Origin of the sequence: Leptolyngbya sp. FACHB-8 (assembly GCF_014695575.1) — a bacterium.
Lineage (GTDB): Bacteria > Cyanobacteriota > Cyanobacteriia > Elainellales > Elainellaceae > Vacuolonema.
The window spans coordinates 171691-184551 of record NZ_JACJOO010000048.1; the positions used below are offsets into that span (position 1 = coordinate 171691).

Annotated in this window: 12 protein-coding genes; 6 read left to right on the forward strand and 6 right to left on the reverse strand. The window is 52.7% G+C overall.

Features of this window, described 5'->3' with window-relative positions; genetic code table 11:
- Positions 1–109: 109 nt before the first annotated feature.
- Both H6F91_RS10985 and H6F91_RS10990 read right to left on the reverse strand, forming a co-directional pair.
- Positions 110–787, reverse strand: coding sequence for an ATP-dependent Zn protease (locus H6F91_RS10985; protein WP_190775106.1), 678 nt, complete (start codon positions 785–787; stop codon positions 110–112).
- On the reverse strand, positions 784–1635 hold the full coding sequence (locus H6F91_RS10990; RefSeq protein ID WP_347280028.1) for a M15 family metallopeptidase: 852 nt from the start codon (positions 1633–1635) through the stop codon (positions 784–786). Before H6F91_RS10990 ends, H6F91_RS10985 begins: the two co-directional genes overlap by 4 nt.
- Positions 1636–2048: 413 nt before the next feature.
- Here H6F91_RS10990 and H6F91_RS10995 point away from each other — a divergent pair, with 413 nt between their 5' ends.
- From H6F91_RS10995 to H6F91_RS11015, 5 genes are all read left to right on the forward strand, one after another.
- Positions 2049–3005: an AEC family transporter gene (locus tag H6F91_RS10995; protein ID WP_199307745.1), complete on the forward strand. Its 957-nt coding sequence runs from the start codon at positions 2049–2051 to the stop codon at positions 3003–3005.
- A 532-nt stretch (positions 3006–3537) separates the two neighbouring features.
- Positions 3538–4059: a hypothetical protein gene (locus tag H6F91_RS11000; protein ID WP_190769806.1), complete on the forward strand. Its 522-nt coding sequence runs from the start codon at positions 3538–3540 to the stop codon at positions 4057–4059.
- 164 nt (positions 4060–4223) lie between these two features.
- Positions 4224–4943 (forward strand): DUF1995 family protein, encoded by a 720-nt coding sequence (locus H6F91_RS11005; protein WP_190769805.1) that lies wholly within the window; start codon positions 4224–4226, stop codon positions 4941–4943.
- Positions 4944–5462: 519 nt separating this feature from the next.
- Positions 5463–6260 carry a metallophosphoesterase family protein gene (locus tag H6F91_RS11010; RefSeq protein WP_347280029.1) on the forward strand — a complete coding sequence of 266 codons (798 nt, stop codon included), beginning with the start codon at positions 5463–5465 and terminating at the stop codon, positions 6258–6260.
- A 509-nt stretch (positions 6261–6769) separates the two neighbouring features.
- The gene (locus H6F91_RS11015) at positions 6770–7249 is read left to right on the forward strand and encodes an NUDIX domain-containing protein (RefSeq protein WP_190769804.1); all 480 of its coding nucleotides are present in this window, start codon (positions 6770–6772) and stop codon (positions 7247–7249) included.
- 262 nt (positions 7250–7511) lie between these two features.
- On the opposite strand, the gene H6F91_RS11020 is transcribed toward H6F91_RS11015, so the two are convergent.
- The 4 genes from H6F91_RS11020 to H6F91_RS11035 form a co-directional block, all read right to left on the reverse strand.
- A complete protein-coding gene (locus tag H6F91_RS11020; protein ID WP_206754924.1) occupies positions 7512–9149 on the reverse strand; it encodes a CocE/NonD family hydrolase in 1638 nt (545 codons plus the stop codon).
- A gap of 71 nt (positions 9150–9220) precedes the next feature.
- Complete coding sequence (locus H6F91_RS11025; RefSeq protein WP_190775063.1) at positions 9221–9688, reverse strand: cupin domain-containing protein; 468 nt, start codon at positions 9686–9688, stop codon at positions 9221–9223.
- A gap of 70 nt (positions 9689–9758) precedes the next feature.
- Positions 9759–10529, reverse strand: a complete 771-nt coding sequence (locus tag H6F91_RS11030; protein ID WP_190775091.1) for a cysteine hydrolase family protein — start codon at positions 10527–10529, stop codon at positions 9759–9761.
- A gap of 134 nt (positions 10530–10663) precedes the next feature.
- Complete coding sequence (locus tag H6F91_RS11035) at positions 10664–11074, reverse strand: Rid family hydrolase (protein WP_190775064.1); 411 nt, start codon at positions 11072–11074, stop codon at positions 10664–10666.
- A gap of 115 nt (positions 11075–11189) precedes the next feature.
- Between H6F91_RS11035 and H6F91_RS11040 the strand changes: the two genes are divergently transcribed.
- Positions 11190–12596, forward strand: coding sequence for an amidohydrolase family protein (locus H6F91_RS11040; protein ID WP_190775065.1), 1407 nt, complete (start codon positions 11190–11192; stop codon positions 12594–12596).
- The last annotated feature ends 265 nt before the right edge of the window (positions 12597–12861 follow it).

A 12861-nucleotide genomic window follows, 5' to 3' on the forward strand; every position in this document is an offset into this window, starting at 1 on the left:
TTTATAAAGTCGTTTTTTGCGAGTTTTGCTCACGAAAAAACGGCCTTCCAATTCAAAACTCCATAAAAGAAGAGGACGGTAGGAAACACCGTCCTCTTCTTTTATCGGGTTAATTCTTCTCGCTCACCAATTGCTGACAGATACTCACAGGTTGGCGCGATCGCATCGCCTCCACCAAGGGTTCATACACATCCTGCGCCTCCTGTAAGAGCGTTTTGGCTTGTAGGATGGCCCATCGCTCCTTCTGAGTGGCTTCGCTGGCTGGCCGCTTCAACACATTGAAGAGAAGTTGGATTTGTTCGCGATCGCCTGCTCCTCCCTCAGCACTGCCGTAGGTGAGAGTTTCCGCGGCGATTCCCGCCATCCAAACAATGCAGTAGCGATCGATTAAGGTGCTGGAAAGCTTGCCTTGGTTCAGTTCTGCATCCAGTTCCGTTGTGTCGAATTGGACGCCGCCGTTGCCTGGTTGCCCTAACCGGAAGGCTTCCCAGGCCGTAAGGGTATAGCCTGTGACGGGAATACCCACTTTTTGGGCGACCAGCAGGTGGCCAGCTTCGTGGTGGAGGATGCGATCGCGATGCTCTGCCGAAAACTGGGCGATCCAGTCCAATAGCAGGGTGCTACCCCGGTTTTGCCAGCCCAGGGTGTCGAGGGCCGCCAGGCCCATGATGCCGGCAACGGTGACTGCCGGAACGACGGGAGACAGATGAATCAATGGCCCCAGTAAGCTTGTCATCACCACGACAAACACCCCAATGGCAATCAGATTGAAGGAGAGTTGATTCATGGTGCGGCAGGCGACGGTTGGGGCGCAGGGGCAGATGGGCGAATTTGGTGAGCTTTGTAGAAGGTTTCGAGGCTGTTGCGATCGCCTACAAAACGCCAATGCCAGGGTTCATAACTAACCCCCTGAGAGTTATCGCGGGGAAACGATAACTCAAAACTGTAACGGGCCGCGTTGGCTTCGAGCCAACGGAATGCTGGAGTCGATTCAAAGGTCAGCTCCAGATTAGTTTCAGAGCGCGTTCCATCCCCAATATCTATGGCATAGCCCGTGTGGTGTTCGCTATATCCAGGCGGAGCACTCACGGAAGCTCGCTCCACAGGGCGCTGACCCATTTCCGCTTTGCGTTCAAAGAATATTTCAGTTTGATCGTCCAGAGAGCGAAACCCCGAAAGAGGCACCAGAATCACCCGCTCTGCCCGAGCGGCCTGAATCATGGCGGTAAAGCGATCAGCAGCGGCAGTACGCAGCTTAACTTCACCATCCTGAGTGATGGCTTTGAGACTGTTAGCGGGGGCCTCGGCGTAGGGCAGGTGACCCAACAGACCATCTGTCATGGGCGGTGGTGTCAGGTCAGCCGCTACAACGGGACTGGGTGAAGGGGTCGCTACTGAGGTGGCTGGTTGCCCAGAGCGCCAGGCTAGCAATGACGCTAGCCCCAGGGCAATGGCCATGCCGATCGCAACCCCGCCTAAAAATTTCCAGCTCCGGCGAGTCGGGAAGATAGCCCAGCTAGAAGCGGCTTCTGGAGATGACGCAACAGACAACCCATCTCTCTGAGCCATCGGAATGTCATCCAGAGGTATTCCTGGCGGGGTCTGTTCTTCGGGGAGTCCGGCTTGGTTTACCACACGCAATTCCTCTCTGCCATGTATCTGGTTCGCCACTCATACCATGGGTTCTGTTCTTAACTTGTGGCTGGTTGTTCTAGATAGGATGTTCCGCCTCCCATCCACAATAACCAACCACAGGCGTGAAACATATCCATGCAACGGTATCAGGCACCCAAGATCCTATGTCAAAACCCACAAAATAGCCGAGCTTCTATAATTTCTCGGCAACAATCTACATGCGATTGTAAACTGTGCCTGGCCGACTCCGACTATAACCTTCTCCTAATTTCTGCAGGATTAGTGATTGTGTGTGGCAGGTAAAATTTGCTCTGCACAAAATCTTCCGTTTAGTGGCAAAAGAAAATTGTCAAGCTTTACCCCAAGTTTTCCCTCCGCCCTGATGAAGCTGAGCAGGTACTAAACTTCACCCTATGGTCAACTCCCTGGGAATGTCTCTGCTACACCTCTACATGCCACTGGTAGGATGGGTTGGCCTTGGGTGGATGTGTGGGCGTTTGCTGCCCCTTCAAATTCCGTATCTGCTGGGCAAGTATTTGTTCTGGTGCGGGGTGCCCCTTAGCGTCATTGGCTTTTTATACCAGGCAGATTTGTCGGGACCGGTATGGCTGGCGTCTCTGGTGGCCTGGGGAGGTATTTCAACAGGCTTGCCGCTGATGTGGTCATGGATTCAGTGGCAAATACATCGTGGGTCTTTATCACCTCCGTTGCAACGACTTCAGCAACCCAAAACCCAGGCCAGTCTATTGCTGGTAGCCACGCTGGGCAATACTGGTTACCTGGGCTATCCCGTCATTCTGGCTTTGGTAGGCGCTCCTTATTTTGGGTGGGCGATTTTTTATGACATGGCCACGATTGTAGTTGGAGCCTATGGCATAGGGGTATTGTTGGCCTCTCGGCTAGGGCAAGCACACCGTACCTTGGCGCAAGCCGTACAGGCCATCGTCATCAATCCAACCCTCTGGAGCTGTTTTGTAGGGATGGCGTTGCGATCGCTCACCCTTCCCTCCGCTCTCGTCTCCATACTCCAGGCGATCGCCTGGAGTAGCGTTGTCTTAGCCCTGCTTCTCATTGGCATGCGCCTTAGCCAGTTAGCCACCTGGAATCATGTCCGACTGGTTTCTGTAAGCCTGGGGATCAAGCTCTTGCTGTTGCCCTTGACCATGGGGATACTGTTGTCTCTGCTGGGGTTCGATGGTGCACCACGATTAGTAATGGTTCTCCAGGCAGCTATGCCCCCAGCTTTTTCAACTCTCGTTCTGGCGGAAAACTTTGAACTGGATCGGGAGACAACGGTTACTGCCCTGGCTTTGGGCTCTGTTGCGCTCCTGATCACCTTGCCTGTCTGGGTCTGGTTGTTTCCGGTTTAAGCAATTTCCTATCTAGTGGTCTGTCAATGTTCAAGTATGGGGTTACCCCACACTTGAACATGAGATTTGAGGAGTTTTTGAGGGGGTGCATTCCACTTTTGCAATTTGGAAACCCACTTTTGTAAGTGAAGCGGGCTTCGCCCGCTTCACTTACAAAACCTCAGTTCGGGATAAGCTGAAGTGCTCATTTTGGCGTGCGCGAAGCGCACGCCAAAATGGGCGTTTTCAAGTGCCGCGCAACGCGCGGCACTTGAAAACGCCCTTAACCCGAACTCAGGTTACAAAAGTGGGATGCACCCTTTTGACAGAGCACTAGTACGCTGAGGCGTAAATATATAACCTATTTTTCTGTGGGGGTGCGAAGCACCCCCACAGAAAAATAGGTTACGGACTTAGGCCGTAGCCTACTAGTGTGGTCCTCAAAAACGACCTGAACCGAAACTCAACTGGCGAAGCCATAAGTCGGTGGGAGACGCTTTCACGGATAATGGAAAACGCCAATGGCAGGTTGCCCCGGAATCGAAGAGACCCTATGAACTATCTGATTGCTGTGTTGCCCGACCGCACGCAGGCCGAAGCGGCATATTCAGCCCTTGAAGCTGACCAATTTCCCATGGACGGTGTCAGTATCTTGGGCAACGGCTACAAGTCTGCGGATGAATTTGGCTTTTTAGATCCTCAAGAAACTGCCCGTAAACAAGCAAAATTCATGAGCTTCTGGCTGGTGCCCTTTGGATTTATTGGAGGCTTTGCTTTCAATGCGTCTACCCAATTCATCCTGTTTCCCTGGGCCGGTATGATCGGCAATCACCTGATTGGTGCATTGCTTGGGGCCGTTGCCGGAGCCATGGGTAGTTTCTTTATCGGCGGCGGGACGGGCTTATTGTTTGGCAACAATGACGATAATGAGTCTTTGCCTATCCGCAAGCGCCTGAATGAAGGCAAATATATTCTCGTGGTTAAAGGGGCACCCAATTTCACGAACCGGGCGAACCGCCTGCTGAAGCCCTTGAAGCCCGAAACAATTCAGAATTATGTCGATCCGACAGCGTAGTGGCCGGTCAAGCATCGGTTGAGGAGGCTTTGTCTCCTTTCAAGAAACACACCTGTTTCTTTCATATTTCACTGGATGGAATCGTGAAACGGTTCCATCTAATGAGGAGCTCAAATGATGCTTGGCTGTTTTTCCCTCTTCCCTTTCCCTACGGAGATCCCACCATGTCTACCCTTCCTCAATCCCTCGATGACGCGATCGCCCAGGCCCGTAAAGCTACCCAGGCGGCTCTGGATGATGGCTTGACTCGGCTCCAGGTAGAATTGGCGTTTTCAGAACTCAAGATTATGCTTCTGGCAGAGCAGTTTGTACAGGAGTTTGAATCCCTGGGGCCAGCGTTTCGAGTGTTTTTCAGCGATCCAGGGTCGGCGGCTCTGGCCCGGAGAGATTGGGGTGAGAAGCCTTTCCCAATCCGGGGCATTGGCGAGTTAAAGGCGGAGATTCAACCGGAAGAGCAGCTCTTTTTGTTTATTGAGCCATCCTCGGTGGAGGTTAACCAGGTGGAAGCACTCTGCAATCAGGCAGGAGAGCGGCCTGTCGTGTTTCTGAACCCCAAATTAGAGGATGTTGCTACCTTAGGAATTGGTTATGCGGGGCGGCAATTGCGCGATCGCTTCCTCAACACTCTAGAATCTTGCTATCATCTGCGCCCCCTTCAAGGAGGTGCTGTATACCGCTGCTACCCTGGCCTTTGGCAGGTTTGGATGGAGCAGGATGGTGATTACAAACTGGTTGCAGAGCAAGCCCAACGGCCTAATGGGGAGCAAATCGAGGCCATTTTCCTGAAGGCCAGTGGTCAGGCTCCTCCAGAGGCCGCTGTAGTAGCTCCGCGCCGTGGATTTTTCTCCAATTTGAAAGGATTCTTACGGGCTTTAAATCAATAGGTTTTGGGCTCGGAATAACCCGATTGCTTCAAGTAGCCTGTACGCAAAGGAGAGAGGCGGGACGTCGTCCCGCCTCTCTCCTTTGCGTACAGGCTGCCTGGTGATGAGTTTATTCTGACTGCTCAGCTGAAGTGCCACTGGGAACGCAGGACGCAGGAGGTATCCCCGTCGATCTCTTGCTTCCCTGGTGGGACTTAACATAGGGGCAATATTGTGGTAATTCTACAAAAAAATAAATGCTAGCTCATGTCAAACTTTACGGTTTCTTGAGGAGCCTTTCATATAAACTATGCATCTTCGCTAGGGGATCAAAGGGCATAATAAAAACAGTTAATCTTATGCCGGATCTTGTCACTCTACCCGGTCGTGCCTCTTATTTTTGATTTCGTTGGCCGCCGCCTATCAGGGCTTTCGTTACTTCTTCATTGTGGCTGCCGGCGTGTCTTAGGATTACCGCCTTACAGACTTCGAAGAGTTCGGCATGTTCTTGAATCGCAATCTGTTACCTGAGTTCGAGGAATCGTCGTGATCGGAAGTCGTCGCATTTTTATCGGAGATGTGCATGGGCACCATAGTGGCTTGATGGCCCTGCTAGATTCGATCGCCCTTTCTCCCGATGACCAGCTCTACTTCCTGGGCGATCTGATTGATCGCGGCCCAGAGAGTGCGGCGGTGGTTAACTTTGTTTACAGCAATGGGTTTCCTTGCTTGCTGGGTAACCACGAGCAAATGCTGATTGAAGCTTTTCCGGGTGACGCCATCGACCACTCTGCCCTGCAAGCCTGGCTCTACAGTGGTGGCCAAACCACTGTTATGAGCTACGACAAAGCCAACCAGCTTCTATTAGAACACCTGGAGTGGATGCGTTCTTTGCCGACTCATATGGATTTGGGTGACATTTGGCTGGCTCATGCCGGTGTACATCCCGATATCCCGATTGAGAAGCAAACCCCCCATGAATACTGCTGGATTCGGGATGAATTTCACAGTATGAAACAGCCTTATTTCAAAGACAAAGTGATTATTACGGGGCACACGATTACGTTTACGCTGCCCGACGTGCCACCCGGGGCGATCGCGAAAGGACATGGCTGGCTTGGCATTGATACGGGGGTTTACCATCCCCGCAGTGGCTGGCTCACTGCTCTCGATATGACCAACCAGAAGGTCTACCAGGTAAACGTTTTTGCCAAAAATACCGTACGGGTTCTGCCTCTGTCCGAAGCGTGTGTCGAAGTGAACCCTGAACAAATTATCCCTCGCAGGCGCAAAATGTATCAGGCACAAGATACTGAGACAAACGTCAGCGTCCTATAGCGGTTCAACAAACTGGGAGACGAGACGGGTACATCCCACTTTTGCAGATTGAAAACCCAGTTTTGTTAATGTGGCGGGCTTCGCCCGCCACATTAACAAAACTGGGATGCACCCGACGAGCCCTCGTACTCAAGTCTCGTCTCAAGTGTGTGGGTGGTGGTTGTGAGAGAAGTGCTTAGCACCCCTCTCACAACCACCACCCACACGTCTATAACTGAGGCGAGCCTTAAGTTAGTTTCAGGCTCTCCTCGCAGTTCCAGTGAATGTGAGCCTAATCAGCTCGTTCACCCAATAGGAGGTCAAATAGTAGATGAGATGTGTGAAAGGGGTATGAAGCGCCTCTTTCACACATCTCATCTACATGTCAGAACATGACCTGATTTTGGTGTAAGAGAGGTGCAAGGTGCGAGTATATGAGGATGAAGAGCAAGCTGTAGAGACAAATCGGGATAAAACCTGATTCAATAGAGGACAGATTTGTCAAGGGCGATCGCTACATCAGGCAGTACATGGTAAGAAAAAGTGCAGGATTACTGATGTACCGCTGGTACGAGGGAGACATACAGGTTCTGTTGGTTCATCACGGTGGTCCTTTTTGGGTCAAAAAAGAACTGGCTGCCTGGTCCATTCCCAAAGGCGAGTACCTGGATGATGAGACTCCCTTTGATGCGGCTCAACGGGAATTTCGCGAGGAGACCGGATTTGTCGCTACAGGTCAGTTTTTAGAATTAACCGAAGTAAAACAGGCCAGTGGTAAACGGGTCAAAGCCTGGGCGTTTGAAGGAAATTGGGATCCATCTCAACTGCACAGCAATACCTTCACTATTGAATATCCTCCTCATTCAGGAAAATTGCAAACTTTTCCTGAGGTGGATCGGGCTGCCTGGTTCGACCTGGATGAGGCCCGCCGTCGGATTGTTAAGGGGCAAGTACCCTTGCTGGATGAATTGATGCTGCTTCTCTCTTCTCAACCAAACTATTCCAGCTAAGGAGATTTCTGAGAAACAATATCCCCATTATTTGGAAAAAAGGCGCGGCGAAGCCGCGCCTTTTTTCCAAATAATGGGGAAGTTCTTATCTGGAAATCTCCTAAAGTACGTTGAATTTTTTACTGTAAAAGTGTTTGTGCAATACTCTAATATCCTCAGGACTTACGCAAGCCCGCTATCCGTAGCGCATTTGTGCTGTGGGTGGGGTGCGAAGCACCCCACCCACAGCACAAATGCGTAAGCCCTGATCCTGTCGGGCTATTTACGAGCTTAAATTCACCTTCGAGACTGCTCCCTGCCCTGTGTGCAGTTGAATGGTAATAACCTGAGCTTGCATCAGGGAACTGTCCGCAGGCGGGGTGCCCGTTCCTGGGTTAACCGCATAGGCAGGGGAGCAGGCCGCACTCACGCTCAGGCGCAGAGCACTACCGACTGGAAGGCTCATGCAAGTTGATTGCAGAGAAATCTGGATAGGGATGATGGCGTGAGGGGTAGCAGTTTCTATTCGGATGTATCCCTGGGAAAAGGCCAAAACTCGGCCGTCGGGCTTGACCTCAGAGAGTACCGCGCACAGGTCGAAACTCGAGGCATCAGTGGCGCACATCAGTTCAACAGACAGATCGCCAGCCAGAGTCAGCGGAGCTTCGAGGCATGGAGTGGTGTAAGTGAGCACATCCGTACGAGTGTCTAAGGAGGCCCGATCGCCCACTCCCGCCGGTACTGTAGCATGACCTCCCAACACGGGAACTGGTCGCCAGGGATCATGCACCAGAGTATCGATCGCCGCAGGTATCTCCTGGGCTGTGTTGGTGGGAATCAATATGCCGTGGCGATCGCCCATGGCTGCTAACCCATCGCTCCCCAACCAAAATTCCTGAATGCTTCCCTCGGGATAAGCTGAAAAATTACGCCACTGATAACTTCCCAAATCAAAGAAACAAACGGGATTTGCATTTCCAATCCCAGTATTTTTCCCCTTCAGGAAATGATCGAACCAGCGAATTTGCAGCTCATCAATCGGGGAACTGGCTTCGGGGCCATAATCCATAACTCCGGCTCGACGGCCCCAAGGTAAATGCGCCCATGGCCCCACCCAGAGGTGTTGAGGATACTGACTGCGGGAGTCGATCGCCCGATATAGCCTCATCGTTCCCCTCAAATAGGTATCGAACCAGCCACCGATGTGCAGCATCGGCAAATCTACATCCTTCAGGATGTATGTGGGGGATAGGGTTTTCCAATACTCGGCCTGGGGGTCTGGGTTATGTAACCAGTCGTGGTAAAAAGAATGCGGCTCTAAGCGCTCCAGCAACTCGGAGCGTGGGCACACGGGATCACGCAAGTCAGGATTGCGGGCGGCTGCATAGAGAGTTTTGTAAGTGTCGGCATCTCCAGCCCGACGAGCCGTTTCAGCAGCTAGCTGAATGGCCCAGCCCAGGTTGAGTTGATAGCAAAACGCACCTCCTTCATAAGCCCAATCGGCATACAGGTCATAAGCCACCATAGCCGGACAAATGGTTTTCAGAGCGGGAGGCTTAGACGCAGCCGCATACAGTTGGGTCATACCCTGGTAGGAAAACCCATACATGCCAACTTCGCCTGTGCTGCCTGGTAAGTGGGCTGCCCATTGCACCGCATCGTACCCATCTGCAACCTCATCGGCAAACAGCCGAAACTCGCCTGCTGAGCTTCCCCGCCCCCGCACATCTTGAATCACCACAATATAGCCCTGAGCTGCGTACCAGGAGGGATGGGCGTAGACGACAGTGGAGGCGATCGCCCGCCCATAGGGCTGTCGCATCAACAACACCGGGTACTCCCCCGGCACATCGGGGTAATACACATCGGCATCGAGACGAGTGCGATCGCGCGTCTCCATCGAGAGGGTTTGTTTGGGCATAGGGCAGAGCAACGAAGACAGCAAGGAGGAATTAGAAGGCAAAAATTGCCTTCTAATTCCTCCTTGCTCTATTACCCCAAACTATCCACTCGCCGCAACACAGCCAGATCCCCCTCATCCAATTCAACGGGAATGCCGCTACGGATCAGTTCGGCAAAATCTTCGTTGGGCACCATGATGCACAGTGCGTAGAGCCGATCAGAGCCTGTGTTCTCGATCTCGTGAATTCCAGTAGGGGGGACCAGGATGCTGTCTCCCGCCCGGATGTTGACGACGCGGCCATCGCAGCGAGCAACGCCTTCGCCCTTGAGCACAAAGAACATTTCTACTGCCCATTGATGGCGGTTGGGGGGTGTTTTGCCACCCACGTCGAAAATTTCGACACAGTAGGTGAGTGACATATTCGCAGAGGTGGGATCAAAGACGATCGCCAACCGATTCGTATCTTGGGGGCTGATGCGGAATGCCTGATAGTCTTGCGGCGTTTTAATAATTGGGATAACACAGCTTTCCTGGTGTAGGCTTTCGGTCGCGCTCATGATAGGAGTCCTCCCGGTGAAGTAGTAGGTGGTACCGAATCTGTAGACCGAGCAGAGGGATGAAGGGAATCTAGCCTTTCACCGCATCAAAAATCAGGGAAGAGCGTGTGACGAATCCGAAGCACTGATTCACGTTGTAGATGGTGGCGTCCCAGCAAAAGCTTGGGGAGGTCGTAGCCGTGCAATCGGAGATAAGAATGCAATCGTAGCCTAGAAAATTAGCATCCTGCAGAGTGGCCATCACACACTGGTCGACATTTACCCCAGTAAAGAATAAAGTGGTGCGGCCTAAAGTTTTGAGAATGCTGTCGAGCGGAGTATCCCAGAAACCGCTCATCCGGTATTTATCGACCCGAACATCTTCAGGTTTCTGCTCTAACTCATCAACTACAGCCGCGGCCCAGCTGTCTTTTTGTAAAACCGGAGCCTGGTTTTTCGGTAGCGGGTCTCCCAAGCCGACCCCATCCCCGGTGGGGTTATAAACGTGACGAGTGGCCGCGCTGAGGTTCATCAGGTCGGGGCGGTTTCCCCAGTTGACCCAGATGATGGGAACCTGGAGCGATCGCATCACTGGCAACAATGCCTGCAATGGCCCGATGGGGTTGCGAGCAGGGCTGACATCGACTCCGATGTGCGATAACCAACCATCGGGATGGCAAAAATCGTTTTGCATGTCAATGACGACCACAGCCGCTTTGGCCAGGTCAAGCCGTAACGTTTTGGTATCGGTCGCCAGGGTGACAATGTGCGGCTCCAAACCGGGTCGTGTTAAATCAGCAGTTTTGGCATCGACATACCAGGCTGTAGGAGGCACGCCCAGCGTCCGTAAGGGAGCATTCATATCAGTAGTCATACAACACAGCAACACGGGTACTATTAAGTCAAAGCGGGCTTGAATTCCGTATGCAAAAGCACGGGTGATCCGGCAAGTGGATCGCTTCCCGGCTTTATCACAAAGCCAGGAAGCGGATCGATTTATGGGTTACTCACACCCGATTCATCACCGCAGTAGGCGATCAAGTCAATTTCCACATCCCCAAATCCAGCCAGAGCTGTGACCCCAACCGTCGTGCGACCGGGCAGACGCCCTGGGTCGAAATAGGAGCGATAGATGGCATTAACCGTGTCAAAAAAACGGAAGTCGGTGACAAAAATCCGCGCCATTACAATTTGGTTGAAGCTGCTGCCACTGTGTTCTAACACCAACTTGAGATTCTCCATCACACGAGTTGTTTGCTCATCAATGGGCCCCCGGACGACCTGACCTGTAGCAGGATCTTCTGCCAGTTGTCCGGTTACGAATAGCAGGTCACCAGCCCTGACAGCATGACAGTAGGGCGCAACCGTAGGCAGTACGCTATCCGGAAGGGTAATGTATTGCAGCACAAACGTCTCCTAAAACGATCCACAGTCAATTCATAGTCGAGTTGAGTATGGAGGACAGTCCACAGGAGTACAATCCAACGTTACAGAAGCTTTACAAACCGGTAGGAATTATTCTGTGAGTACGACAATTCAGCAGGTGCTGGTTCCGGATAGCGATGGGTATCAAACAGTCGATGTGCAGATTGAGGGGGACTCAATTGTTGCGATCGCTCCCCACCTCCCCCCGCTTGGAACCCTGGTAGACGGTTCCCAAAAGCTTCTGTTACCTGGCTTTATCAATGCCCATACCCATTCTTCGGAGATGTGGCAACGGGGGCTAATCGCTCCCCTACCGCTGGAATTGTGGTTAGCAGAACTTTATGACGCCTGTGCCGGAATAACCCCAGAACATATTTACCTGAGTGCCTTAGGCACAGCGGTGGAAACCCTCCTATCGGGAGGCACAACAGTCGTCGATCACCTTGCGATTCCGCCGGGGCAAGAAGTGGAATCGGTGGCAGCAGCTGTGCGGGCCTACCGTGAAGTGGGTATGCGAGCCTTTGTAGGGCCGCTGATTCAAGACTCCGATCTGCCGGCCAGTGTCCCGTCTGGCGGAATTCCTCGTACTATCGCTCCCTATCACCGAACGACAGAATCAATTGTGGCCTTAATGGAGCAGCTCGTTGAGCAGTTCCACCGGCCTGAAGAAGGGATTCATATCATGGTCGCGCCAACGGGCTTGCAACTCTGTTCGGATGCGTTGATCGAGAACTGTGTGGAATTGAGCGATCGCCACCAACTCTGCCGTCATACTCACCTGCTTGAAACCAAAGCCCAACAAATGCTAGCCCAGGAGAAGTATGGGTACTCAGCTGTAGAGCACTTGAAACACCTCGGCTTCCTGGGGCCGCGTACATCTCTGGCTCACTGCGTCTGGCTCACCGATGACGACATCGCGTTAATGGCCGCAACTCAGTCCACTGCGGTTCATAACCCCCTCAGTAACCTGCGCCTGGGTAGTGGAATTGCTCCTGTGTTAAAGCTGCGGCAGGCGGGAGCCAATGTTAGCTTCGGCTGCGATGGCTCAGCCAGCAACGATGCTCAGGATATGCTAGAGGTCATCAAAATCGGCTCAACGCTGCACACTATTACCGAGTTCGACTATCGGCACTGGATCAGCCCTCGCGAGGCTATTCAAATGGCATCCCTGGGAGGGGCGATAGGTCTGGGGTTGGCTGACCAGCTAGGAACGCTGGAAGTGGGGAAAAAGGCAGATTTGGTGCTCTATGATTTGACTCGCCTCTCGCTGCTTCCCCGCACTGACCCGATTGGCCTCCTGGTGTTGGGGCGTCCGACTCAAGCGGTGGAGCGGGTGTGGGTACAGGGCAAACCCGTAGTAGAAGACGGTCAGGTTACGACGGTTGATATGGCTCAACTGCGTCAGGAGCTTTGGCAACAGAGTCAGTGGGAAACGGGCCCATCCGCTTACCGGGCCAGTATGGAGTCTCATTATCGGCAAGTGATGGGTTTGAAGGCTGGTTAATCCGCAGCGGAACTATTGATGCTGCATAGGATGGGGCGCGTGCTGGTTGGGGCAGTGAATTTTTGAGAGGCCGCGCGGAGTATGGCCTCTCAAAAATTCACTGCCTAGTGGGTCATCTGGCGTGAGTATTGCCATTTCAGGTGGAGCATTTCAGGCCACCAAGGACTGGGTTACAGCCCCAGACCCTCCTAATCGATGCTTAGGTCGTTTAGATCGCGCTCGTTGTCGTCGTGCCGCTCGCTTGCCACCCCACTCAAACGGTGTT

Excerpts from the sequence above, each read along its gene's own strand:
- H6F91_RS11005 (WP_190769805.1), top strand. The coding sequence starts at position 4,224 with ATGTCTACCCTTCCTCAATCCCTCGATGACGCGATCGCCCAGGCCCGT.
- H6F91_RS10995 (WP_199307745.1), top strand. The coding sequence starts at position 2,049 with ATGGTCAACTCCCTGGGAATGTCTCTGCTACACCTCTACATGCCACTG.
- H6F91_RS10985 (WP_190775106.1), bottom strand. The coding sequence starts at position 787 with ATGAATCAACTCTCCTTCAATCTGATTGCCATTGGGGTGTTTGTCGTG.
- H6F91_RS11020 (WP_206754924.1), bottom strand. The coding sequence starts at position 9,149 with ATGCCCAAACAAACCCTCTCGATGGAGACGCGCGATCGCACTCGTCTC.
- H6F91_RS11030 (WP_190775091.1), bottom strand. The coding sequence starts at position 10,529 with ATGAATGCTCCCTTACGGACGCTGGGCGTGCCTCCTACAGCCTGGTAT.
- H6F91_RS11015 (WP_190769804.1), top strand. The coding sequence starts at position 6,770 with ATGGTAAGAAAAAGTGCAGGATTACTGATGTACCGCTGGTACGAGGGA.
- H6F91_RS11000 (WP_190769806.1), top strand. The coding sequence starts at position 3,538 with ATGAACTATCTGATTGCTGTGTTGCCCGACCGCACGCAGGCCGAAGCG.
- H6F91_RS11025 (WP_190775063.1), bottom strand. The coding sequence starts at position 9,688 with ATGAGCGCGACCGAAAGCCTACACCAGGAAAGCTGTGTTATCCCAATT.